This is a genomic window from Micromonospora salmantinae, assembly GCF_022230905.1.
Taxonomy (GTDB): domain Bacteria; phylum Actinomycetota; class Actinomycetes; order Mycobacteriales; family Micromonosporaceae; genus Micromonospora; species Micromonospora salmantinae.
Genome location: NZ_JAKKFG010000018.1, coordinates 1 through 22,610 on the forward strand (window position 1 = coordinate 1; position 22,610 = coordinate 22,610).

At 68.9% G+C, this 22,610-nt stretch carries 19 protein-coding genes and 1 pseudogene; 10 read left to right on the forward strand and 10 right to left on the reverse strand.

Annotated elements, in window-relative coordinates; translation table 11 throughout:
* Positions 1-113, reverse strand: a pseudogene (locus PSH03_RS15450) (IS5 family transposase); the annotation flags it as partial.
* 204 nt (positions 114-317) lie between these two features.
* A complete protein-coding gene (locus PSH03_RS15455) occupies positions 318-1,772 on the reverse strand; it encodes an alkaline phosphatase PhoX (protein WP_210781660.1) in 1,455 nt (484 codons plus the stop codon).
* A 221-nt stretch (positions 1,773-1,993) separates the two neighbouring features.
* On the opposite strand from PSH03_RS15455, the gene PSH03_RS15460 reads away from it, so the two are divergent.
* Genes PSH03_RS15460 through PSH03_RS15470 form a run of 3 tightly spaced genes read left to right on the forward strand, consistent with a single transcriptional unit; the run spans position 1,994 to position 4,375 of the window.
* Entirely contained in the window at positions 1,994-2,791 is a 798-nt protein-coding gene (locus PSH03_RS15460; RefSeq protein WP_210781659.1) for an ABC transporter ATP-binding protein, read from the forward strand.
* Positions 2,788-3,549, forward strand: a complete 762-nt coding sequence (locus tag PSH03_RS15465) for an ABC transporter permease (RefSeq protein ID WP_210781658.1) — start codon at positions 2,788-2,790, stop codon at positions 3,547-3,549. Before PSH03_RS15460 ends, PSH03_RS15465 begins: the two co-directional genes overlap by 4 nt.
* Before the next feature lie 46 nt (positions 3,550-3,595).
* On the forward strand, positions 3,596-4,375 hold the full coding sequence (locus PSH03_RS15470) for a MerR family transcriptional regulator (RefSeq protein WP_238689538.1): 780 nt from the start codon (positions 3,596-3,598) through the stop codon (positions 4,373-4,375).
* Between the two features lie 7 nt (positions 4,376-4,382).
* Here PSH03_RS15470 and PSH03_RS15475 read toward each other — a convergent pair whose 3' ends face one another.
* Positions 4,383-5,336, reverse strand: a complete 954-nt coding sequence (locus PSH03_RS15475) for a hypothetical protein (RefSeq protein ID WP_238689539.1) — start codon at positions 5,334-5,336, stop codon at positions 4,383-4,385.
* A gap of 29 nt (positions 5,337-5,365) precedes the next feature.
* Positions 5,366-5,962, reverse strand: coding sequence for a VanZ family protein (locus PSH03_RS15480; protein ID WP_238689540.1), 597 nt, complete (start codon positions 5,960-5,962; stop codon positions 5,366-5,368).
* A gap of 156 nt (positions 5,963-6,118) precedes the next feature.
* Between PSH03_RS15480 and PSH03_RS15485 the strand changes: the two genes are divergently transcribed.
* The 4 genes from PSH03_RS15485 to PSH03_RS15500 all read left to right on the forward strand — a co-directional run bounded on the left by PSH03_RS15485 (position 6,119) and on the right by PSH03_RS15500 (position 9,532).
* A complete protein-coding gene (locus PSH03_RS15485) occupies positions 6,119-7,066 on the forward strand; it encodes an alpha/beta fold hydrolase (RefSeq protein ID WP_238689541.1) in 948 nt (315 codons plus the stop codon).
* 223 nt (positions 7,067-7,289) lie between these two features.
* Positions 7,290-8,645, forward strand: a complete 1,356-nt coding sequence (locus tag PSH03_RS15490) for a sensor histidine kinase (protein ID WP_238689542.1) — start codon at positions 7,290-7,292, stop codon at positions 8,643-8,645.
* Positions 8,633-9,277 (forward strand): LuxR C-terminal-related transcriptional regulator, encoded by a 645-nt coding sequence (locus PSH03_RS15495; RefSeq protein ID WP_210781654.1) that lies wholly within the window; start codon positions 8,633-8,635, stop codon positions 9,275-9,277. Before PSH03_RS15490 ends, PSH03_RS15495 begins: the two co-directional genes overlap by 13 nt.
* Before the next feature lie 21 nt (positions 9,278-9,298).
* Positions 9,299-9,532, forward strand: a complete 234-nt coding sequence (locus tag PSH03_RS15500) for a hypothetical protein (protein WP_238689543.1) — start codon at positions 9,299-9,301, stop codon at positions 9,530-9,532.
* Here PSH03_RS15500 and PSH03_RS15505 read toward each other — a convergent pair.
* Positions 9,508-10,983, reverse strand: coding sequence for an arabinofuranosidase catalytic domain-containing protein (locus tag PSH03_RS15505; protein ID WP_238689544.1), 1,476 nt, complete (start codon positions 10,981-10,983; stop codon positions 9,508-9,510). The two genes, PSH03_RS15500 and PSH03_RS15505, sit on opposite strands and share 25 nt — an antisense overlap.
* A gap of 205 nt (positions 10,984-11,188) precedes the next feature.
* On the opposite strand from PSH03_RS15505, the gene PSH03_RS15510 reads away from it, so the two are divergent.
* On the forward strand, positions 11,189-12,202 hold the full coding sequence (locus PSH03_RS15510; RefSeq protein WP_210781651.1) for a LacI family DNA-binding transcriptional regulator: 1,014 nt from the start codon (positions 11,189-11,191) through the stop codon (positions 12,200-12,202).
* A 10-nt stretch (positions 12,203-12,212) separates the two neighbouring features.
* On the opposite strand, the gene PSH03_RS15515 is transcribed toward PSH03_RS15510, so the two are convergent.
* From PSH03_RS15515 to PSH03_RS15530, 4 genes are all read right to left on the reverse strand, one after another.
* A complete protein-coding gene (locus PSH03_RS15515) occupies positions 12,213-13,925 on the reverse strand; it encodes an amylo-alpha-1,6-glucosidase (protein WP_238689545.1) in 1,713 nt (570 codons plus the stop codon).
* 56 nt (positions 13,926-13,981) lie between these two features.
* Positions 13,982-14,806 (reverse strand): carbohydrate ABC transporter permease, encoded by an 825-nt coding sequence (locus PSH03_RS15520; protein WP_210781649.1) that lies wholly within the window; start codon positions 14,804-14,806, stop codon positions 13,982-13,984.
* Entirely contained in the window at positions 14,803-15,642 is an 840-nt protein-coding gene (locus tag PSH03_RS15525; protein WP_238689546.1) for a carbohydrate ABC transporter permease, read from the reverse strand. The genes PSH03_RS15520 and PSH03_RS15525 overlap by 4 nt, the downstream gene beginning before the upstream one ends.
* A 150-nt stretch (positions 15,643-15,792) precedes the next feature.
* On the reverse strand, positions 15,793-17,031 hold the full coding sequence (locus PSH03_RS15530) for a sugar ABC transporter substrate-binding protein (protein ID WP_210781648.1): 1,239 nt from the start codon (positions 17,029-17,031) through the stop codon (positions 15,793-15,795).
* Positions 17,032-17,330: 299 nt separating this feature from the next.
* Between PSH03_RS15530 and PSH03_RS15535 the strand changes: the two genes are divergently transcribed.
* Together PSH03_RS15535 and PSH03_RS32890 are read left to right on the forward strand one after the other, a co-directional pair.
* Positions 17,331-19,166, forward strand: coding sequence for an RICIN domain-containing protein (locus tag PSH03_RS15535; RefSeq protein ID WP_238689547.1), 1,836 nt, complete (start codon positions 17,331-17,333; stop codon positions 19,164-19,166).
* Between the two features lie 186 nt (positions 19,167-19,352).
* The gene (locus PSH03_RS32890; protein WP_308194385.1) at positions 19,353-20,930 is read left to right on the forward strand and encodes an arabinofuranosidase catalytic domain-containing protein; all 1,578 of its coding nucleotides are present in this window, start codon (positions 19,353-19,355) and stop codon (positions 20,928-20,930) included.
* Positions 20,931-21,011: 81 nt separating this feature from the next.
* On the opposite strand, the gene PSH03_RS15550 is transcribed toward PSH03_RS32890, so the two are convergent.
* A complete protein-coding gene (locus tag PSH03_RS15550) occupies positions 21,012-22,346 on the reverse strand; it encodes an extracellular catalytic domain type 1 short-chain-length polyhydroxyalkanoate depolymerase (protein WP_238689548.1) in 1,335 nt (444 codons plus the stop codon).
* Between the last annotated feature and the right edge of the window lie 264 nt (positions 22,347-22,610).

The window sequence follows — 22,610 nt, forward strand, 5'->3', positions numbered from 1 at the left end:
TTCTCCCACTTCGGCGGACGACCCTTCACCGACGCGGCAGGCAGCAGTGCGGCGAGCCGCTGCCACTGAGCGTCGGTCGGGGCCTGCCGCCTCGTCACCGCTAAGGCGGCCACGAGGTCTCCGGTATGAAGTTCTTGCTTGGTCGCAGAACCAGATACCGGAGACCTCTTCAATTGTCGATCACCGCCACGCCGGGACCTTCACCAGCCACCACGACTCCTGAAACACGCCTCAGTGCCGCCTGCCGCGCGTCTCCTGAGCGCGGCCGAGCCTGATGGGGGCCAGGCGGGTCGCCCGGCCCCCCCATTCGGGCTCGCTCAGCCCAGGTACTTCTCCCACGGGCCGGTGATGGCCAGGGTGAGGCCCGGGTCCTGCATGTTGACGAAGAGCACCTTGCCGTCCGCGCTGAAGGTCGGCCCGCAGAACTCCGAGTCGTTGAGCTGGTTGCGGGCGATCGCGTACGTGGGCCCGCCCGGGATCGTGCTGAGCACGTGCGAGGCGCCCGTGCCGTCCTCGGCGAGCACGAGGCTTCCCCACGGGGTGACTGTCACGTTGTCCGGGCCGTCGAAGGTGAGGTCGGTGTACTTGACCGCCGTACCCTCCTCGGAGGCGGTCTGGTGCGGGAAGTACGTCACCAGCTGGATGGTCTGGTTCTTGTAGTTGTAGAACCAGACCATTCCGTCGTGCGGCGCCGCGTCCGCCGGCAGGTCACCCTCGTCCCAGGCGTAGGAGTTGACCACGTACACGCCCTCGTCGGTGGCCCACACGCCCTCGAACTTGCGTCCGCGGGTGACCTGGCCGTCGGCGAACTGCTCGCGTACGGACTTGGTGCGCGCGTCGCGGTCCGGCACCTCGATCCAGCGGACCGGGAAGGGCCGGCCCAGCTGGGCGGAGGTCAGGTAGGCGACGTCCGGCAGCACCGAACCGTCATCCATGATGATCTGCATCGCGGCGAGGACGCCGGCGTTCGGTGCGAGGCGGGTGAGCACGCCCGGGCCCAGCTTGACGCCGTGTGGCGCCGTCCAGCGGTAGAAGAGACCGTTGGGCTCGTCGGCGTCCTCGGAGAGGTAGATCCGGGTGCGGTCCTTGTCGACGGCCAGGGCCTCGTGGGAGTAGCGGCCCAGGCACTTGATCGGCTTCGGGTCGGCGCTGCCGTCGGCCCACACCTCGAAGACGTAGCCGTGGTCCTTCTGATAGACGCCGGACCGGCCGCCCTCTTCCCACTTGTCGCCGGCCCGGTCCTCGGTCTCCTCGCAGGTGAGCCAGGTGTTCCAGGGGGTCGGCCCACCGGCGCAGTTGGAGATGGTGCCGGAGAGCGCCACGAACTCACCCAGGTTGCGGCCGGCGAGGTCGGTCTTGATCACGGTGCAACCGCCGGCGTCGACGGCGCCCGCGTCGTAGACCGTTCCCTTGACGTGCGGCACGCCGAACTCGGCGCCCGGGTCGATCTCGTGGTTCTGGATCAGGGTGTACCGGCCGTGGCCGGCGTCGTAGACGGCCATGCCGTCGTGGTCCGACGGGGTGGTGCCCTGGCCGCGGTCGAGCCGGGTGACACCGGTACGGGTGATCACTGTGTAGCTGAAGCCCTTGGGCAGGGCCAGGACTCCCTTGGGGTCGTCCACGAGCGGCGGGAAGGGCACGTTGCCGGGCTTCACCGGCGGGTGCGGCCGGGCCGGGCTGGCCTGGGCCAGGGACGGCAGGCCGCCCGCGACGGCAAGGCCGACGCCGGCGGCGGCGCCGCTGGCCAGAAAGGTACGACGAGAGGAAGGCACGTGGATCAACTCCTGGTCAAGACGTAGTGCGACGACTGGCAGCCAACTCCTTCGGGCGGACAGCGACACGTCACCCGTGGGATCGGGCGGTGACATCGGAGTTAAGAGTCAGGGTCGCGCACGCGTCTCCGGGTGGCCGGTGGCTGCGTCATCGAGCCGGCCACCACACCAGCCGCGTCGGGCTTGACCCTGACGCTGCGTCAACCCTCCATGCTGCCGCCATGAGCAATTCGCACACAACAGCTCAGGCCGAGCAGCCCGCGATCCACCTGCGCGGCCTGGAGAAGTCGTTCAAGCAGCTGAAGGTGCTGCGGGGCGTCGACATCGACGTCGCGCGGGGCAGCATCTTCGCCCTGCTCGGCTCGAACGGTGCCGGCAAGACCACGGTGGTGAGGATCCTGGCCACGCTCCTCAAGGCCGACGCCGGGACGGCCCGGGTCGCCGGCTTCGACGTGGCGACCCAGGCCGCCGACGTACGGCAGTCGATCAGTCTCACCGGGCAGTTCGCGGCGGTCGACGAGATCCTCACCGGACGGGAGAACCTGGTCCTGGTCGCCCGGCTGCGCCACCTCAAGGAGCCCGGTGCGATCGCGGACGACCTGCTGAGGCGCTTCTCGCTGACCGAGGCGGGCACCCGGAGGGTGCGGACGTACTCCGGGGGCATGCGTCGCCGTCTCGACATCGCGATGAGCCTCATCGGGAACCCGCCGGTCATCTTCCTCGACGAGCCGACGACCGGGCTGGACCCGGAGGCGCGCATCGAGGTGTGGCAGGCGATCAAGGAACTCGCCCGTGGCGGCACGACGGTGCTGCTCACCACCCAGTACCTCGACGAGGCCGAACAACTCGCCGACCGGATCGCCATCCTTCACGAGGGACGGATCATCGTGAACGGCAGCCTCGACGAGCTCAAGCAGCTCCTGCCACCCGCCGAGATCGAGTACGTCGAGAAGCAGCCGACCCTCGAGGACGTCTTCCTCACCCTCGTGGGCGCCAAGACCGAGAAGGAACAACGATGAACAAGCACTTCCTCGGCGACACCACTGTCCTGCTGGGGCGCTCACTGCGCCACATCGCCCGCAGCCCGGACACCATCATCACGACCGCTGTCATGCCGATCGCCTTCATGCTGCTGTTCGTCTACGTCTTCGGCGGCGCGATCGAGACCGGCTCCGACTCGTACGTGAACTATCTGCTCCCCGGCATCCTGCTCATCACTATCGCCTCGGGCATCTCGTACACCGCCTTCCGGCTCTTCCTGGACATGCAGGGCGGCATCTTCGAACGGTTCCAGTCCATGCCGATCGCACGATCCTCGGTGCTCTGGGCGCACGTGCTGACCTCGCTGGTCGCCAACCTGGTCTCGTTGGTCGTCGTCGTCCTCGTCGCCCTGCTCATGGGCTTCCGTACCGGAACGAGTGTGCTGGGGTGGCTCGCCGTGGCCGGCATCCTGGTGCTGTTCACCCTGGCGCTGACCTGGATCGCCATCATTCCCGGCCTCACCGCCCAGTCCGTGGACGGCGCGAGCGCCTTCTCGTACCCCCTGGTCTTCCTGCCGTTCGTCAGTTCGGCCTTCGTGCCCACCGCGTCGATGCCCGGCCCGGTGCGCGCCTTCGCCGAGCACCAACCGGTGACCGCCATCGTCAACGCGATCCGAGACCTCTTCGCGCAGGAGCCGGTCGGATCGGGCATCTGGACCGCCCTCGCCTGGTGCGTCGGCATCCTCGTGGTGGCCTATCTGCTCGCCACCCTGACCTACCGTCGCAAGATCTCCTGAGCTGGATTCGGGTGGAGCCGAGCGACTCGAGGGGCAGGATCAGGGCATGCTGACGATCAGTCAACTCGCGGCGTACGCCGGCGTCACGGTGCGGGCGGTGCGGCACTACCACCAGATCGGCCTGCTGCCGGAGCCCGAGCGGGACGCCTCGGGCTACCGGCGGTACAGCGCAGGGGCGGTGGTGTCCCTCATCCGGATCCGGATTCTCGCCAACGCCGGCGTGCCGCTGTCCCAGATCGGCCAGATGCTGGAGGCCGACGCGTCGACCTTCGCGGCCGCGGTCGAGGAGATCGACAGGCAACTGGGAGACGAGATCGCACGACTGGAGGCCAGCCGGAAGCAGATCGCGCAACTCGCCGCCGGGGATCGTCTGGCGCTCGCACCGGAGGTGACCACCTACCTCGACCGGCTCCGGGACATTGGCGTCTCCGAGCGGGTGGTGGCGGGTGAGCGGGACAGTTGGATCCTGATGTCGGCTCGCTGGCCCGATCGTGTCCGCGAGTGGATGCCCAGCAAGATCGCGCAGCTCGACGACCCGCAACTCATCCGGCTCTATCGGATCCTGTCGGAGATCTTCGAAAGCGACACCGGCGACGACACGCTTCTGGTGGAGGCTGCCGACATCTTGGCCAGCCTCGCCGATCAGGCATACCGCTCGGGCGAGATCGACCTCGGTGAGGTTGCGCAGGACGATCTACCGTTCGACCTTCTGGACGCGCTGGCCGTCGAGGCGGACCCGCGGGTGAAGCGACTGCTGGATCTGATGCGCGAGCGTGGCTGGGATGGTCTGGCGCGGCTGGAGCGGCTGGCAGAGCCCTCCACCTGATCGACTGTCAGCTCTGTTGGTAGTTCACCGCGGCGAACCCGCACGGCTGGTGCAGGTGCAGGTAGTAGGCGCCCTCGCCGAACTCGTCCAGGTCCGCACCCCCGACCAGACCCAGGTAGTCCATCGGCTCCCCGCACCCGGGGCAGTCGGCGTGCTCGGCGTCCTGGATCCAGTCCGGCCGCCCGCCCAGGGTGGAGCCGCCCTGGTTCCAGGCGCTGGCCTGGTACGGGCTCGCCAGCGCCGGCCCCGCAACCGGGAGCAGCGTCGGCGGGTCCTCCGGTCCGGCGTCGCCGCCCAGGTAACTCGGCCGAATGTTGTCGGCCCACCAGGTGGTGGCACCGGCCGGCGTGACCCGGCTGAACAACGTCGTGTAGCAGGCGCAGAAGTGGCAGGTCTCGATGACCAGGCGGCCGGACCAGCCGGTGTGGGCCAATGCGGCGCCGACGGCGGGGTCGGTGGTGTCGAGGTCGGCGGCGACCCAGAGCGGAGACGCGCACCAGGGGCAGGCGGATCGGTCCGCGGACGCGGGCGCGTCTCGCATGATCCACCGGTACGCGACGTCAGCGCACAGGTCCCGTCGGTTGCCGTCCGGGCCGATCGTCCAACCGCCCTCGACCGCGTAGCTCAGCACCCCCACGTGCAGGTCGTCCGCGCCGGCCGGCGGGCGCGTCGACCAGCGACGCAGCGCGTCCTCGGCGAGCGGGTGAGCGCTGTGGACCAGGATGAGGAGCAGATGGTTGAGTCGGTCCGGCGTCCGCCCGCCGTCGACCTGCTCGATGACCCGGCCGACCACGTCGGCGCCCGCCGCCCGGTACAACGTCGCCGGCCACAGCAGGTCGAGGTCGAGCAGGGTTCCGTGGTACGGCGACAGCCTCCGCGGATCGGCAGCGGCGATCTCGCTCAACTCCTCGATCGCGTCGTCGTCCTCGTCCGCCACTCTCCTGATCAAGTCCTCGATCACGAGCGGATGCTAGCTCCCCCCTCCGACGCTCAGCCTCCCGCTGACGGGGCCGGCTGAGGTCGACGGTGCGTGGACGTGTCGGGGATCGCGCGCCACCAGCGGCGGGACACCAGCGCCGCCAGCCCGGCGCCCGCGGCGTTGAGCAGAACGTCGTCCACCGACGACACCCGGTCCAGCCGCAGGACGTACTGGGCGGTCTCGACCAGGACCGAGCAGCCGGCCGCGAGGACCAGGATCCGCGGCATGGACGCCAGCGCCGGGAACCGTAGCGGGGCGAAGAACCCGAGGGCCGCGAAGACCAGCAGGTTGCCGACGACCTGGAACGTCGCCGTCACCGGACCCCCGTCGGAGAAGATCGTGAGCAGGTCGCGCAACGGCACCAGTGTCACCCGGCCGGAGACGGTGCCGGCCTGCTCACCCGGCAACATGATCATCCAGACCCAGGGGACCGTGCCGTAGACGATGCCGACGTCGGCCAGCGACGTCCGCCACGCCGACGTGGCGCCGGCGGCACGTCGGCGGCGCGCCAGGGCCCACACCGCAAGGGCGGCCAACGGCAGGACGATCGCCGTGATGAGGACGACGCCGTTGAACGTGCCGAGCCAGCCGTGCCAACCCTTGACCATGCGACCCCCGCTTTTCGCCCAGCCCCGAAACCTACCCGGCCCGGGCACCTGCCTGACGGGTTCTGATTCGCCCCTGGCGAGGGTAGGGGTAACTCCCAACCCGACTGGGGGGTAGCAGGATCGAGCAAGATCCAGAAACCGTGGAAGCTCATTTCCATGACCACGCAGAAGATTTCCCGGACCCATCGGGCCGCCCTGGCCCTCGTCCTTCCCGTCGCCGTGATAACGGCAGTTGCCGGGTGTGATGACTCGGCGGCGCCGAAGGCCGCGCCCGCGGCCAGTTCGATAGCCGCGGTTCCCTCGACCTCGACAAGCGCGGCCGGCCCGGCAAGTGCGGCCCCCGCAGCGGGCTTGCATATGATCGCCAACAACGGGCATCAGCTTGCCTTCCACGTCACGCCCGGAAGTTCTCCCACCGTCGTGCTGGACGCCGGCGGTGGCGAGGACTCCTCGTACTGGGATGCCCTGGTGCCGCAGCTGTCGCAGGCCACCGGATCGCAGATCATCACCTACGACCGGGCCGGTATGGGCGCCAGCGAGGAGGTGAAGGGCCCATGGGACCCCAAGGCCGCCGCCTCCGACCTGCAGGCCGGTCTGCGTGAACTCGGCGTCACCCAGAACGTGGTCCTCGCGGGCCACTCGCAGGCAGGAGAGGTGGCCCACTACTTCGTCCTCGCAAACCCCGGCGTTGTCTCCGGGGCGGTGCTCATCGATGCCAACGTGCCGCAATTCTTCACCGACACCCAGACCCAACGCCTCGTCGCGCTAACCGCGCCGCAGATCGAAGAGCTCAAGAAGGCGCCGTCGACGAAGGCGAACCGCCAGCTCATCGCCACGGCCGACAACTTCGGTCCCACGCACCAGGCGTACCACAAGGTCTCCTGGCCCGACGGCGTTCCCGTCATCTATATCGTGTCGGACAAGACGCCCTTCGATGGATCTCCGCAGGACGCTCAGGCCTGGCGCGACGCGGCAGCGGCGTTCACCAAGGCGGGGCCCGACCGCACACTCGTCATCGCCGAGGGAAGCTCGCACGACGTTCCCCAGGACAAGCCCGCCCTGGTGCTCAAGAAAATCGAACAGATGACCGCCACCGTCAAGTAAAGGCCATCGGGCCGACGGCTGACAGGACCGGCGAGCCTGGTTGACCGGCGCTGCCCCGGCGTTCTCGGTCAACCAGGCTGCGGAGACGACCTCACCGCGAGGGGTCACCGGTTGAGCGAGCGCGACAAGCCACACGGTCCGGATCCCGATGACGGCGAGGTGGTGGGGCCCAACATGAATCACCAGCCCGGCGGTTCGGCACGATGCGCGATGATGGAGTGAGATGACCGATAGCAGCGGAACCGCCCTGTCCGGCGGCTCCTCGCCCTCGCGGGAGGGCTCCGGGCCGGGTCGCGTCGCTCGCAGCGGTCCGATTCCGCGCTCCGCGCTGGCCCAGCGGATGAGCCTGCTGGGCTGGTCGCTGGTGCTGCTGCCGGGCGCGGCCCTAGGTGCCGTGCTGGCCACACTATGGATCACCTCGATATCGATCGCCGCGCTTGGCGCCGGAATCCCACTGACCCTGCTCGCGACCGTACTGGTGCGCTGGTTTGCCGACCTGCATCGCCAGTGGGCAGCCGACCGGCTCGGTGAACCGGTGCCCGCCCGGCCCTATCAGCCGACGCCGGACGCCGGGTGGCCGGTGCGGCTCTGGACGATCCTGCGCGACCCGGCGACGTGGCGGGACTGGATCTGGTTGGTGGTCAACTCGATCACCATTTGGTTGAGTTGCGGACTGTCGCTGCTGTTCTTCCTCTTCGGAGTCGTATACCTGACCTATCCGCTCATCTATCAGCTGACGCCGTCTCAGGTATTCCGCACTCCGATGGGGGAGGGCTTCCGGCTGCACAGCGTCGCGCAGTCGTTCGGGCTGGTACCGCTCGGTCCGGTTTTCCTTCTGCTCTGGTACGTCACTGCGGTGCGCCTCGCGAACCTCAACGCTCGGGTGATCCGCGCTCTGCTCGGCCCCACCGAACAGGCGCGCCTGCGGGCCCGCGTCCAACAGTTGGCGACCTCGCGAGCTGAGACCGTCGACACCCAGGCCGGTGAACTGCGCCGAATCGAACGCGACCTGCACGACGGCGCGCAGGCTCGGCTGGTGTCGCTGGGTATGAGCCTGGGCTTGGCCGAACAGTTACTGCCCAACGATCCGCAGGCCGCCCAGCAGTTGCTGGCCGAGGCCCGCGAGTCGATTTCCAGCGCCCTCACCGAGCTGCGCGACCTGGTACGAGGCATCCATCCGCCGGTACTGGCCGACCGTGGCCTGGACGGCGCACTCAAGGCATTGGCCCTGGTCAATCCGATCCCGACCACGGTGGTGACCCGCCTACCCGGACGGCTGCCGGCCCCGATCGAGTCCGCGGCCTACTTCGCCGTCGCCGAGGCCTTGTCGAACGCCATCAAGCACGCCCAGGCCCAGCAGATCCGGATCACCGTGGAGTTCGCACCCCACCGGGGCGGCGCTGCCGGGGAACTGACGATGCTGGTGTCGGACGACGGCCGTGGGGGTGCTTCGATCGATTCCGGCACGGGCCTGCGTGGCATCGTCCGTCGCCTGGCGGCCTTCGACGGCACGCTGACCGTTGACAGCCCGCCGGGCGGACCTACCGAGGTGAGGATGTCGCTGCCGTGCGTATCGTGATAGCCGAGGACCTCGCCCTGCTCCGCGAGGGCCTGATCAGGATCCTGCGGGCCAATTCATTCGAGGTCGTGGAAGCCGTTGACAACGGCCCCGCGCTGATCCGGTCGCTGACGACGCACCGCCCCGACGTCGCCATCGTCGACGTGCGGTTGCCGCCGACCTTCACCGACGAGGGGCTGCGTTCCGCGATCGAGGCCCGCCGCCAGATTCCAGGGCTGCCCATCATGGTGCTGTCGCAGTATGTCGAGCAGATCTACGCCAGGGAGCTGATGTCAGATCGCGCGGGCGCGGTGGGCTACCTGTTGAAGGACCGGGTTACGGACGTCGACCAATTCGTCGCCAGTGTCCGGCAGGTCGCTACCGGCAGCACCGTTATGGACCCCGACGTGGTGAGTGCGCTACTCACCCACCGCTCCACCGACCCTAAGCTCCTGGAGCTGAGCCCACGCGAGCATGAGGTCCTCACCCTGATGGCCGAGGGCCGCTCGAACGCTGCGATCGCCGCCCGGATGTTCGTCACCGAGAAAACCGTCAGCAAACACAGCAACAACATCTTCACCAAGCTCGGTCTCAAGCCCTCCGAGGACGACAACCGCCGCATCCTGGCGGTCCTCGCCTACCTGGAAGGCTGATTCCTTGGCCGCTGCCCCACCATGAGTGCGACCGAGGAACTGCCGAGCAACAAGGGCCGGTGGGGCGACGACGAAGAACAAAGCACCCTGAATCTGGTCACGTCGGAGGATCTTGAGGCCGCGGCGCTCCGCTCCGCCTCGTCGATGCCGGTGCCGGTGCCGGTGCCGTCCAGTCGTGCCGCCCCCGGCGGCGCTGCGGGGGCGGCACGATCGACCGATCGGGCGGTGGGTCAGCTGCGGGTGGACCACCGCTGATTGGTGCCGCCGTTGCAGGCCCAGAGGATGAGCTTGGTGCCGTTGGCGGTGGCGGCCGCGTTGGCGTCGAGGCAGAGCCCGGACTGGACGCCGGTGATGGTGCCGTTGGAGTTGAGGTTCCACTGTTGGTTGGTGCCGCCGTGGCAGTCCCAGATGATGGCCTGGGTGCCGTTGGCGGTGCCCTGGCCGGAGGCGTCGAGGCACTTGTTGCCGTACACCTGGAGTTGTTTGCCGGCGGTGTGGGTCCAGCGCTGCGCGGTGTTGCCGACGCAGTCCCAGAGTTGGACCTGGGTGCCGTTCGTGGTGCTGCCGTTGGGTACGTCGATGCAGCGGTTGGACTGGGCGCCGACGACCTGGACGTTCTGTTGCGGGTTGCCGCCGCCGGCCGGCGCGTAGGCGGCGGCGTTGATGTTGGCCTGGACGGCGTTCTCGGTGGCCGCCGTCGGGTAGCCGGAGGTCAGTACGCCCTCGAAGAAGGTGCCGCGACCGGTGATGCTGTTGTCACCGCCGATGCCGAGCAGGATGGCGCCCTCCTTCTTCATCGGGTGGTAGCCGTTGGGGCGTGGCCCGTCGAAGTAGGTCGTCAGGCTGCCTGACTGGGCGTTGCCGCCCCGGATCGCCCAGTGGTTCGGCTCGCCCTTGACCATGGCGGTGACGAAGCGGTGGTTGATCGACGCGATGTTGTTGTAGCCCGCGTTGACCCCGGAGAACAGCCCCCACTCCAGGTCGGCCATGATCCACGGGCCGGCCCCCGCCCCGTAGCCCCACTGTTTGTTGGCGCCGAAGTAGACGGTCTCCATGATGGCGCGTTCGTCGGCGAGGTTGTTGGTCTGCGCGTTGCCGTAGTCGAAGCAGCACCACTGGTTGTAGTGCGTGCCGTCGACGACCGCGTAGATGCCCTCGGGCTGGTCGCCGGTCGCGACGCCGTTGGTGTTGTTGTTGCGGTAGCCGGTGCCGGGGGCGATGTAGACGCCGTACGCCTTCTGCCCGCCGACGGTGACCGGTGCCGCCTTCGCGTCGGCGAGGTTGTCGAATCCGCCGGGAGCGGGGCCGACGAAGTAGCCGGGGGGCGCCTGGGTGAGACGGTTGTTGCGGCCGGACTGGTCGTAGATGATCGTGATGACGCAGTTGGTGTTGGCGCAGAACGTGTCCTGGGTGGCGGCGTTGGCGTAGCCGCCCTCGCTGAGCACACCGACGTCGCGGGTGGTGTTGTCCGACGATCGTCGGACCTGGTAGAGCGGGCCGTCGTACGCGCCGTACAGCGCGCGGGTGGTGCTGTGCGCGGCCACGCACGGCGTGCCGCCGGAGGCGTAGATGTCACATGGACCCGTGCCGGCGGCGTGGGCGACGCCCGGCGCGTCCGAGACCACATAGGCGCCGGCGCCGACGACGAGGACGAACAGGGTCCCGGCGGCGGCCGTCAGGCGACCCAGTTTTCTCTTCACGTTCATCGGATCCTTTCGGGTGCGTGGTGGGGGTGGGGTGCGGCGAGGGAATTGACGTCACACGTCATACCTGTGACATTAATGGGCGTCCATCTATTAGCGCTAGTTCGCACACGTTGGTCATCGATCGATGAGCCTGAGGACGGATATGCTGGTCGGCGGAGCAAGGTGCGTCCCCGTATCGGGGCAAAAATCGATTCGAGGGCGATTGATGAACATCGGGGAGATCGCTCGCCGGGCGGGGGTGTCCCGCAGCACCGTTTCCTACGTGCTCAGCGGAAAACGCAGCGTGTCGGAGGCGACCCGGCAACGGATCCAGTCGGTCATCGACGAGTTGGACTACCGGCCGAACGCCAGCGCCCGTGCTCTCAAGGAGGGGCGTACCCGCACCCTCGGGCTGGTCATCCCGCCGGCGAGCCAGCGGTTGACCGACATGCAGCTGGGCTTCGTGGCCAGCGTCGTCGAGGCCGCCGCCCGCCACGACCTCGACGTGCTGCTGTCCCCCTCCGGTGGCGACCATGACCGGTCGTTCGAGCGGATCGTCACCGGGCGCCGGGTGGACGGCGTGGTCCTCATGGAGATCCGGTTGGCGGACGACCGGGTGACCCGGCTGACCAAGGCCGGCCTGCCGTTCGTCACCATCGGCCGGACCGCCGAGCCGCACGGGATGAGCTGGATCGACATCGACTACGCCGGGCTGATCGCCCGCTGCGTGCAGCACCTGGCCGATCTGGGGCACCGGCACGTGGCACTCGTGAACCGGTCCGCCGAGTTGGTGGCCGCCGGGTACGGCCCCAGCCATCGCGCGCTGACCGGCTTTCGTGCGGCGGCGGTGGAGCGGGGCTTGACCGGCGTGGAGGTCTGCAGCGGCGACGACACCGCCTCCGGCGAGGCGTGTATGGAGCAACTGCTCGCGACGCACCCGGAGGTCACGGCGGTGGCCACCATCAACGAGGCCGCACTGCCCGGAATGCAGCGCGCGTTGACCGGCGCCGGGCTGTCAGTGCCACGCGACTTCTCCGTCACCGGAGTCGCCGCGCAGCACTGGGCGGAGGATTTCCGCCCGCCGCTGACGGCCGCCGACGTGCCGATGGTCGAGATGGGCGCCGAGGCGGTGTCGCTACTTTTGGAGATCATCGCGGCTCCCGGCGCCGTGCCACGACACCGCCTTTACAGCCCGCCCATCTCGTTGCGTTCCAGCACGGGCCCGGTCCGGGGCCGCTGATCCGACTCGGCTATCCGCCCCTGACCCGCCGTTCCTCCTGGGCGGCGGCGAGGATGAGATAGCTGCTGGCGGTCCAGGTGTAGGCGCGGTCCCGCAGCCCGGTGCCGGTCTCGGCGTCGAAGTTCTCCGCGAAGCCGGACTTCTCGCACAGCGCGAGGAACCGCCGACTGATGTCGTCGGCGATTCTGGTCTGCCCGGCCCGGCGTAGGCCGTCCTCGACCAGGACGGTGGAGGGTGCCCAGATCGGGCCACGCCAGTAGCCGTCGGCCAGGTAGTGGGCCGAGTCGGTCGGTTCGGTGGCCAGCCCGTGCGTGGTCAGGTGGGTTTCGACGCCGCGCGCCAGGGCAGCGGCGACCGTGGCCGGCAGGTCGGCCCCGAGCGCGACGGGCATCAGGTCGAGCAGGCTGCGGCTGGGTCGCCGGTGCCCGGTGTGGGGGTCCCGCGCGCAGAAGCGTTCGCCGTCCCACAGGTCGCGCAGCATCGCCCCGTGGATCCGGTCGGCCTCCCGGGACCAGCGGGTGGCGGGCTCGCCCAGCTCGGTGGCGAGGTCGGCGAGGTAGCGAAGCTGCGAGACCAGGAACGCGGCGAGGTCAGCGGTCTCGAGGACCCGGTTGTCGTCGAAGGTGGTGGCGTTGTCCCAGCCGCTGTCGTTGCCGTGCTGGTAGTGCGGCAGGTCGTGGCCGGGGGCGCGTCGCGCGTCGAGCCAGAACCCGGTCCAGCGGGCGAGCCGGTCGTACGTCTGCGCCAGCGCCGCCCGGTCCGGTGGCTGGGGAAGGCGTCGGCGCAGGTGCCGGAGGGCCCAGCCGTGGATCGGGGGCTTGACGTAGTTGTGCAGGACCTCCGAATGGGTGACCGAGTCGGGGAGGGCGCCGGCCTCGTCCTGGTGGTCGAAGGGCAACTGGAACTGGTGCCAGGCCAGCTCCGGCTCGCCGGCCGCCAGGGCGATCGCGTTGAAGCAGTGGTCCCAGCTCCACACCTTGTCCATCCAGTGCTTGGACATCAGGACGGCCGGCCGGGTGACGAAGCCCGCCGGGGCGACAGTGGCCGACCACAGGACGTACGCGGCCAGTTCGGCGGCCGGGGTCTCCGGGCCGCGCCAGGGCGCTATCGCGTCGACGAACGCGGTGAACTCCGCGAACCGGTCGCGGCACAACTGCTCGAAGGTGGCGGACCCGGCGTACGGGCGGCGGGCGGTGGCGTACTCCTCGATCGCGATCTCCCAGGGCTGGTCCCCGGGAAGGTCAAGGGAGCGCTCGGCGGTGCCGAGCGCCTGCGAGCCGTCGGTCCGCAGCAGTGCGCCGGAAAGCACGGTGACGCGGTAGCGGCGACCGGTCTCGTACGAGGTGAACACGTGTGATCCGTCGACCGGATCGGCGTACAGGTAGGTGCCGCTGAACGGGGTGAGGGTGTGCGCGGCAGCGGCCACCCGCAGGCCGAGCCGGTGGCCCCGGATCCGCAGGGTTTCCGGCCCTTCGTAGACGGCCTCGATCCGGTTGGCCCCGTTGCGCCAGGTCAGCAGCGCGGGCGTGGCGACGACAGTGGTGCCGGCGACCGTGGGAGTGAGTCGCAGTACGGGGTGCAGCCCGGTCTGGTGGGAGACCAGGTGCAGGTCGTCGGCGTACGTCTTCTCGGCTACCACCGGGGAGATGTTGAACCAGGATCCGCGGTAGCTGAACGGGATGTCCTGGATTGCGAACTCCGGACCGGACGGGGCGACGGTCATGGGTGGCGGGTGCCTTTCTGTGGTGCGGGTGGTCAGTCCTCGACCGCCGCGGATGGTCAGTCCTTGACGGCGCCGGCGGTCACGCCCATCGAGACGTACCGCTGGGCCAGGACCAGCAGCACGGCGGCGGGGATCGAGGCGACGACTGCGGTGGCCATGATGGCGTTCCACTGCTGGTTGTTGTTGCCGATGTAGTGGTAGATGCCGAGGGTGATCGGCTGGTAGTCGCCGCCGCCGGCCAGGGTCGAGGCGAAGATGAAGTCCGACCACGACCACAGGAACGCGAAGAGCGACACCGTGACGATCGAGTTGCGGCTGACCGGCAGCACGACCGACCAGAAGGTCCGCAGCCGACCGGCCCCGTCGACCACGGCGGCCTGGAGCAGTTCGTCGGGGATGCCGGACATGAACGCCGTGAAGATCAGGACAGCGAACGGCACCGCGAGCGTCGTGTCGGCCAGGATCAGGCCGGGCAGCGTGTTGAGGACGCCGAGGGTGAGGTAGATGGCGTAGAAGCCCATCGCCATGATGATCCCCGGGATCATCTGCGCGATCAGCAGCAGGAAACTCAACGCCGGGCCGCCGGGCGGCCGGAGCTTCGCCAGGGCGTAACCGGCGGGGGCGGCCAGCGCCACGGTCAGCACCACAGTGCCGAGGCCGACCAGAAAGCTGGTGCCGAGGTACGGCAGTTGCTGGTCGAGCACCGCCCGGTAGCCGTCCAGGGTGCCGTTGGTGGGGAACAGGTGCGGGGGACTGGCCCGCATGTCCTGGTCCCGGGTGAAGGACACGTTGATCATCCAGTAGACGGGGAAGAGCATCAGCCCGGTCAGCACCAGGCCGACGCCGGTCTTCCACCAGGCCCGAGGCGTCGAGGTGGTCATCGGAGCTGCTGCCTCCGCTCGATCCGGATGTAGACGAGGCCGGCGATCAGGGCCAGCACGATGAGCAGGTTCCCGATGGCCGCGCCCGGGCCGAACTCGGGCAGCAGGTTGCCGAAGCCGAGCCGGTACGACCAGGTGGCGAGGGTTGCCGAGGAGCCGGTCGGGCCGCCCTTCGTCATGATCCAGATGATGTCGAAGACCTTCAGCGTGTAGATCAGCCCCAGCAGCAGCGTGATCAGGGAGACGGGACGCAGCAACGGGAAGGTGATCCCCCAGAACCGTTGCCACCCCGTCGCGCCGTCGAGCGCGGATGCCTCGTACATCTCGGTCGGGATCGCCTGTAGGCCGCTGTAGAGCACCACCAGGTTGAACGGGATGCCGATCCAGACGTTCGCGATGATCACCGAGGTGAGTGACCAGCCCGGCGAGGTGAGCCAGTTGACCGGGTCGATCCCGACGACGCCGAGCGCCGCGTTGACCAGCCCCGAGTCACTGTTGAGCAGCCACGACCAGGTCGACGCCGAGACGATCAGTGGCAGCAGCCACGGCACGAGGATCAGTGCCCGCAGCGTGCGCGACAGCGGGAAGTGCTGGTGGAAGAAGAGGGCCAGGGCCATGCCGATGGTGAACTGGAAGACGAGCGAGGCCGCTGTGAAGACCACTGTGTGCGTCAGCGTCGGCCCGAACGCCGGGTCGGTCAGGACCGTCCGGTAGTTGTCGAGGCCGGCGAAGGGCGCTCCGCCCTGCACGAACGAGCGGACTGTGTACTCGCGCAGGCTCAACTCGACGTTGCGGTAGAGCGGGTAGGCGTAGAAGGCCGCCAGGTAGATGGTCACGGGTGCCAGGAAGCCCCACGCCCACCATCGGCTGGGCCGCCGGGCACGGGACGGGGGAGGCCCGGGTGGGGCGGCGCTCGCCGCCCCACCCTGGTCTCGTACGGCGGTGGAGGTCTCTGTCGTGGAGGGCATGGTGTCGGTTCGGATCGCTTACCTGGTCGTGGCGGCGGTCTGCGCGGCGGCGAGTGCCTCCTGTGGCGACTTCCCGCCGCTGAGGGCCGACTGCACAGCGGTCCACAGCGCTTCGGAGATCTTCGGGTACTTCGTGCCGAGGTCGTCACCGGTGCGGCCCTTGGCTGCCCGGACCGCCTCCACCCACACCTTGAGCTTGGGGTCCGCGGTGGCCTGTCGCTCCTGTACGGCGGCGACGGGCGCGACGTAGGAGAGCGTGGTGTCGGTGGTGAGGAGGTTGTCGGCGTTGGTCAGGCAGGTGACGAGCTTCTGCGACGTCTCGTACCGGCTGGTCTTCTTCTGCACCGGGATGGAGACGAACTCACCGCCGGTGGGCGCCGGGGCCGGGCCGCCCGCGCTGGCCGGGATGGGGATAGTGCCGTACGAGAAGCCCAGCTTCTCCGCGTTGGCCAACTGCCAGGTGCCGTTCTCGGCGAACGCGTAGTCGCCGGTGGCGAACTCCTGCCAACTCGTGGTCTGGGTGTTGTTGATGACGGAGTTCGGGGCGTGGCCCTGCTTGAGCCAGTCGGTCCAGAGCGTCAGCGCGGACACCGCCTGCGGCGAGTCCAGACTCGTCAGTTGGGCACCCGACCCCCAGAACCAGGGCAGGAACTGGAAGCTGCCCTCCTCGGTGCCGATCGCGGAGAAGGTGATGCCCTTCTTCCCCTTGGCCTTGACCTTGGTCAGTGCCGCGGTCAGTGAGGTCCAGTCCTTGACGGCGGCGGGATCGACGCCGGCGGCGGTGAGCACGTCCTTGTTGTAGTAGAGGGCGAGGGTGTTCGCCCCGATCGGCACCCCGTAGGTCTTGCCGTTGCTCTGGCCGGCGCCGAGCAGGTTCTTCTCCATGGCCGAGACGTCCAGCTTGTTGTCGTCGGTGGTGGTGAGCGCACCGGCTTCGGCCAGAGTTGAGATGACCGGGTTGTCCACGATCAGCACGTCCGGTGAGTTTCCCTGCTGGGCGGCGAGCAGCGCCTTGTTGGTCAGGTCGGTGGTGTCGTAGCCGGTCCGCTCGACCGTCACGCCCGCGGAGGTGCCGCACTTCTTGAGCAGCGCTACCCACTCGGAGTCGTCGGCGAACTGCGGATACGGGTCCCAGACGAGGTAGGCGCCGCCGTCGGCGCCACCGTCGCCGGACGACGAACAGGCGCTGCCCGTCACTGTGGCGAGAGCTATCACGGCGACGGCGGCCAGGCGCCGCCGACGACTGAGTCCGGTCATGTGGTGCCTCACTTCAAATCGATCGTCAGGTGGGGTGTGTCGGTTGATCGTCGCGGGTCGGACCAGTCCAACCATGAGGCGAATCGATTCGACGAATCGGTTCGCCCGAAGATAGGTCTGGCCATACCCGGGGGTCAAGGGTCAGTTGGTCGTACCGGGAGGATCGCTGGGCAACGCGGGCGTCACCGCGCCGTCACTTCATTGACATCGTTCAGTTCCCGGTCCTACGATCCGTGCGAATCGATTCGCAAGTGCTGCCCTCCGGAGAGCGTCCCCCGCGCCCCACCAAGGAGCCGCCCGTGAAAACCCCGTCCCGCAGCAGGTCAGGACGAGCCCGCGTGTTCGTGGCCCGACTCGTCGTCGGCCTGCTCGCCGCCGCTGCCGCCGTCACCGTCGTCCCGGCCCCCGCCCAGGCCGCCGACGAGTCGATCAGCGTCAACTTCGCCACCACCAACGGCGCGCCGACCTACCGCGCCTCTGGCTGGATCTACGGCATGACCGAGAACGCCAGCGGTCCGGCCGACCACTTCTACCGGGACGTCAAGTTCCAGTACATGCGCGCCGGCGGCGCGCAGCTCCCGGGCAGTGGCTGGGTCGGCGGAACCTACGACCGGCGCTGGAACTCCACACTCGCCCAGGCGCGTCGTACCACCGCCCTCGGCGGGAAGTTCATTCTCCTGCCGCACGACCTCTGGGGTGCCGACGGCGCCGGAATCTCCCGCTTCCCCGGTGACAACGGAAACTGGACCGACTACGACAACTTCCTGACCCGCCTGATCAGCGACGTCCGGGCGTCCGGGCTGTCGGTGCAGTGGGACATCTGGAACGAACCCAACATCACCATCTTCTGGAACCGGCCGATCCCCCAGTACCTCGAACTGTGGCGGCGGACCTACCAGCGCATCCGGGCGGAGTTCCCCAGCCAGCTCATCGTCGGGCCGAGCTGCGCCTGCGTACCGTCGACCACACACACCTTCTGGAACCAGTACCTGGACTTCGTCCGCTCGACAAACACCGTGCCGGACATCATCAGCTGGCACTCGCTGCCCGGTGACCCGGTCGCGAACGTCGCCGCCGCCAACGCCACCCTCGACCCGCGCGGCATCGCCCACCCGCGTCCGTACCAGATCAACGAGTACGGCGCGCCCGACGAGCAGAACCCGGCCGACGGCGCCTGGTACATCGCGCGCCTGGAACGGGCCCGGGCCGACGGCCTGCGGGCGAACTGGGCCAGCGGCGGCAGCCTGCACAACGACCTCGGCAACCTGTTGATCCGTAACTCGGCCGGCCAGCACCAGCCCAAGGGGGAGTGGTGGAACTACCGCTACTACGCCTCCCAGGTCGGGGAGATCGTCGCGGTGACCCCCAGCCAGTCGTACGACGCGTATGCCACCAAGGCTGCCGGGGTGGCGAAGGTGCTGGTCGGCGGTGGTCGTACCACCGGGAACCTGTCCGTCAACCTGCAACGACTGGACACCACCAGCGGCATCGTGCAGAACAACCAGGTCCGGGTCCTCACCCAACGCATTCCGCACAACGGTGGCGGTGCCGTGGCGGGGCCGGTCATGGTCTCGAACAGCGTGGTCGGGGTGTCGAACAACAACGCCACGGTGACAGTGCCGTACACCAACCAGAGCGACACGTACACCGTCACGCTGCTGCCCCCCTCGGACGGTGGCTTCCAGTCGGTGGCGGTGGCCCAGCACTCTCAGCAGTGCCTGAACAACGCCGGCCTGAGCACCGCGGACGGCAACGTCCAACAGCAGAACTACTGCGACGGCGGTGACCAGCAGCTCTGGAACTTCCGCCCGGTCGCCGGAGTGGCCAACACCTACACCGTGGTCAACCAGCAGAGCGGCAAGTGCCTCGACGTCAGCGGCGTCTCCACCGGCGACGGCGCGGCGGTGCACCAGTGGACCTGCCTGAACGGCCTCAACCAGCAGTTCACGCTGCGCAAGGTCACCTACTCGGGCAACGACTCGCACGACTACCAACTCGTCGCCCGGCACAGTGGCAAGTGCGTCGATGTCAACGCGGTCTCCACGGCGGCTGGCGCGCTGGTCCACCAGTGGACCTGCAGGGCGGTCAATCAGGGCAGCCCGTTGAACCAGACGTGGCGGCTCCTGGGGCGGTAGGCGTCCCGGGACGGTGGATGCGCTGGCCGTCCGCCCAACGGCCAGCGCACCACCCCGCTACCGCATTCATTGACACCAATTAATTAAAGGTCATACGATTCGCTGCGAATCGATTCGCCATCGCCACCACCCCTCGTGGCGCGTCGACACCCCCACCGCGCTTCCACGACTCCGAGGAGCCACCTCGTGCGAACCCCTTCCCCCACCGGGCCAGGAACAGCCCGTGAACTCGTCCCGAGACGTCATCGAGCCCGACGTCTGACCGCCCTGGCGGCCGCGCTGGTCGGAGTGCTCGTCGGCATCGGCGCCACCCCCGGTGCCACGTCGCCGATCGCCGAGGCCGCCGCCGCCCCGATGGCCGCCGCCGCCATCGCGCCGGGGCAGAGCACCCCGATCGTCGGTACGCCGTCCGGCCGCTGCCTCGAAGTGCCCAACTCCAGCACCACAAACGGCACCCAGACGCAACTCTGGGACTGCAACGGCAGCGCCGGCCAGACCTGGACCTGGACGTCCACCAAGCAGATCCAGGCGTACGGCAACAAGTGCCTGGACGCCTCCGGCCGTGGCACCGCCAACGGCACCCAGGTGATCATCTGGGACTGCAACGGCCAGAACAACCAACAGTGGAACGTCAACAGCAACGGCACCATCACCGGTGTGCAGTCCGGGCTGTGCCTCGACGCCAACGCCGCGGCCACCGCGAACGGCACCAAAATCATCCTCTGGGCCTGTAACGGCGGCACCAACCAGCAGTGGGCCTCGCCGACCACCACCCCGCCACCGACCGACCCGCCGACCGGCGCGCGTCCGTGCGACATCTACGCCTCCGGCGGCACCCCGTGCATCGCGGCGCACAGCACCACGCGGGCGCTCTTCGAGGCGTACGCCGGCAACCTCTACCAGGTCCGACGCTCGTCGGACAACACGACCCGCAACATCGGGCTCACGGGAACCGGCGGCACCGCCAACGCGGCGACGCAGGACTCGTTCTGCTCCGGCACCACCTGCGTGATCACTGTCGTCTTCGACCAGTCCGGGCGCGGCAACGACCTCTGGTACCAGGGTTCGAGCGTCGTTCCGGGCTCCCCGCAGAGCAGGCCGGCGATCGCGACCTCGGAGTCGCTGACAGTGGGCGGCGCCAAGGCGTACTCGCTCTACATCAACCCCGGTAACAGCTACTGGCGCGACGGGCACCTCACCGGCGTGCCGACCGGCGCGGCACCCGAGGGCATGTACATGGTCACCAGCGGCACCCACGTCAACAACGGCTGCTGCTTCGACTACGGCAACAGCGAGACGACGCGCAAGGCCGACGCCGCCGGTGCGATGGACGCCATCAACTTCAGCAAGCAGTGCTGGTTCGGTGGCTGCTCCGGCAGCGGGCCCTGGGTGCAGGCCGACCTCGAGTGGGGTCTCTTCCCCGGTGGCAGCCAGAGCTGGAACCCGAACCAGCGCGCCTTCACCAGCAAGTTCGTCACCGCGACGCTGAAGAACAATGGCACGACCCGGTTCGCCATCAAGGGTAGCGACGCGCAGGCCGGCAGCCTCTACACGCTGTACGACGGCTCGCTCCCGCCGGGCTACAGCCCGATGAAGAAGCAGGGTGCGATCATCCTGGGCAGTGGCGGTGACTGTTGCAAGCCCGACGGCGGCGCGAACCTGAGCGCCGGCACCTTCTACGAGGGGGCCATGGTCGCCGGCTACCCGTCCGACGCGACCGAGGCCGCGGTGCAGGCCAGCATCGTGAGCGCCGGCTACCGCTGATCCTGGCTACGCCGTACGAGTCGTGCGCCGGTCACCATCAGGTGGTGACCGGCGCACGCGCGGGTGGACGTCGACCCGGTCTCAGGCGACGGTGCAGGACGCGCCGTTGAGAGTGAACGAGGATGGTCGGGCGTTGTTACCGGTGTGGGTGGCCTGGAAGCCGAAGCTCACTGAGCCGTTGGCGGGGATGCCGCCGTTGTAGGCGACGTTGCGGGCCGTCACCTGCCCCGAGCTGGGCGAGTAGGTGGCGTTCCAGCCCGAGGTGATGGTCTGCCCACCCGGCAGGGTGAAGACCACGGACCAGCCGTTGACGGCGCTGGTGCCGGTGTTCGTGACGGTGATGTTCTCGGTCAGCCCGGTGTTCCAGGCGTTGACGTCGACGGTCACCCGGCAGGCGCCGGAAGCCGGCGGCGGGGTGGTCGGCGGTGGCGTGGTGGGCGGTGGCGTGGTCGGCGGTGGCGTGGTCGGCGGCGGTGTCGTGGGGTCGGTCAGTCCGAAGAACGCGATGGCGGACGCGGCCATGCCGCCGGAGGGCAGGCTGTGCCCGGCCCCCTGGATGCTGTACGCCTCGACCTGGACGGTGCCGCCGCTGTCGGCGTACCGACGCCGGTTCCAGTTGGCCTGGGGTGTGTCTGTGGAGGTGGGTGTCTGGCTCAGCCCGAACACGTTGGTCCACTGCTCGATCGCCTCCTGCAACAGCGAGTACGGCACGAGCGTGTCGTTGGTGCCGTGCCACAGCTGCACACGCGGGCGGGGCCCGGAGTGGCCGGGGTACGCCTGGCGGACGGCGTCACCCCACTGCTGCGGGGTCCGGTTCATGTTTCCGCCGGTGCACTGGCTGCTGGTGGGCGGGAAGTCCGCCGCGTTGGCGAAGCAGTTGAACGGCACGCCCATGAACGCGGCGCCGGCCTTGAACAGGTCGGGATAGAGCGCCAGCATGTGGTTGGTCATCATGCCGCCGGACGAACTGCCGGTGGCGTAGAGCCGCTCCGGATCGGCCGCGTACTGCTGTTGCACGTACCTGACCATCGAGACGATCGACACCGGGTCGCTGCCGCCGCCCCGTCGCTTGGCGGCGTCCGACCAGACGTCGAAGCAGTTGCCGAAACCGGCCTGCTGGGTGGCGGACGGGTAGATCACGATGTACCCGTGGCGGTCGGCGAGGCTGGCGAACTCGCTCCCGGAGTAGAAGCCGGGGCCGGACCCGCCGCAGCCGTGCATGGCCACCACGACCGCCGGCCGGGCCGGACGGTTGTCCGGCACGTAGACGTGCATGCGCATCCGGCCCGGGTTGTCACCGAAGCTGGTCACCTCGGTCAGTGACGCCGCGTACGCGGGCCCGACAGTGGGGGCCACCAGGCCGGCCGCCACCAGTGACGCGGCCAGGGCGAGTAGCAGTTTCCTTCTGATTCTCAACGGACGACTCCTTCGATTGCCTGTGCAGGCTGGATTGGCCGTGCGAACCGGTCGCGGTGTGCCCGACTCCCGCGGTGATCGCACGATGCCCGCTACCTGTGGCTCGCCCAGCCCGGCTTCGGATGGCGTCGCGTAGCAGTTAGTGTTCTCTCCGGGCCAGGAAGTGTCAATCGAGGATCCTCGATCCATGGTGATGGCTGACTACACGCCGCGAACCCGGGTCGCCCTCCCGTCCGCGGCCATCGTCGCGCTGCTCGAGGAGAC

What these genes read in the sequence shown, in the direction of transcription:
- PSH03_RS15520 (WP_210781649.1), bottom strand. Translation starts at nt 14,806, where the DNA reads ATGACCACCTCGACGCCTCGGGCCTGGTGGAAGACCGGCGTCGGCCTG.
- PSH03_RS15500 (WP_238689543.1), top strand. Translation starts at nt 9,299, where the DNA reads ATGAGTGCGACCGAGGAACTGCCGAGCAACAAGGGCCGGTGGGGCGAC.
- PSH03_RS15465 (WP_210781658.1), top strand. Translation starts at nt 2,788, where the DNA reads ATGAACAAGCACTTCCTCGGCGACACCACTGTCCTGCTGGGGCGCTCA.
- PSH03_RS15460 (WP_210781659.1), top strand. Translation starts at nt 1,994, where the DNA reads ATGAGCAATTCGCACACAACAGCTCAGGCCGAGCAGCCCGCGATCCAC.
- PSH03_RS15480 (WP_238689540.1), bottom strand. Translation starts at nt 5,962, where the DNA reads ATGGTCAAGGGTTGGCACGGCTGGCTCGGCACGTTCAACGGCGTCGTC.
- PSH03_RS15510 (WP_210781651.1), top strand. Translation starts at nt 11,189, where the DNA reads ATGAACATCGGGGAGATCGCTCGCCGGGCGGGGGTGTCCCGCAGCACC.
- PSH03_RS15515 (WP_238689545.1), bottom strand. Translation starts at nt 13,925, where the DNA reads ATGACCGTCGCCCCGTCCGGTCCGGAGTTCGCAATCCAGGACATCCCG.
- PSH03_RS15470 (WP_238689538.1), top strand. Translation starts at nt 3,596, where the DNA reads ATGCTGACGATCAGTCAACTCGCGGCGTACGCCGGCGTCACGGTGCGG.
- PSH03_RS15490 (WP_238689542.1), top strand. Translation starts at nt 7,290, where the DNA reads ATGACCGATAGCAGCGGAACCGCCCTGTCCGGCGGCTCCTCGCCCTCG.
- PSH03_RS15485 (WP_238689541.1), top strand. Translation starts at nt 6,119, where the DNA reads ATGACCACGCAGAAGATTTCCCGGACCCATCGGGCCGCCCTGGCCCTC.
- PSH03_RS15505 (WP_238689544.1), bottom strand. Translation starts at nt 10,983, where the DNA reads ATGAACGTGAAGAGAAAACTGGGTCGCCTGACGGCCGCCGCCGGGACC.
- PSH03_RS15530 (WP_210781648.1), bottom strand. Translation starts at nt 17,031, where the DNA reads ATGACCGGACTCAGTCGTCGGCGGCGCCTGGCCGCCGTCGCCGTGATA.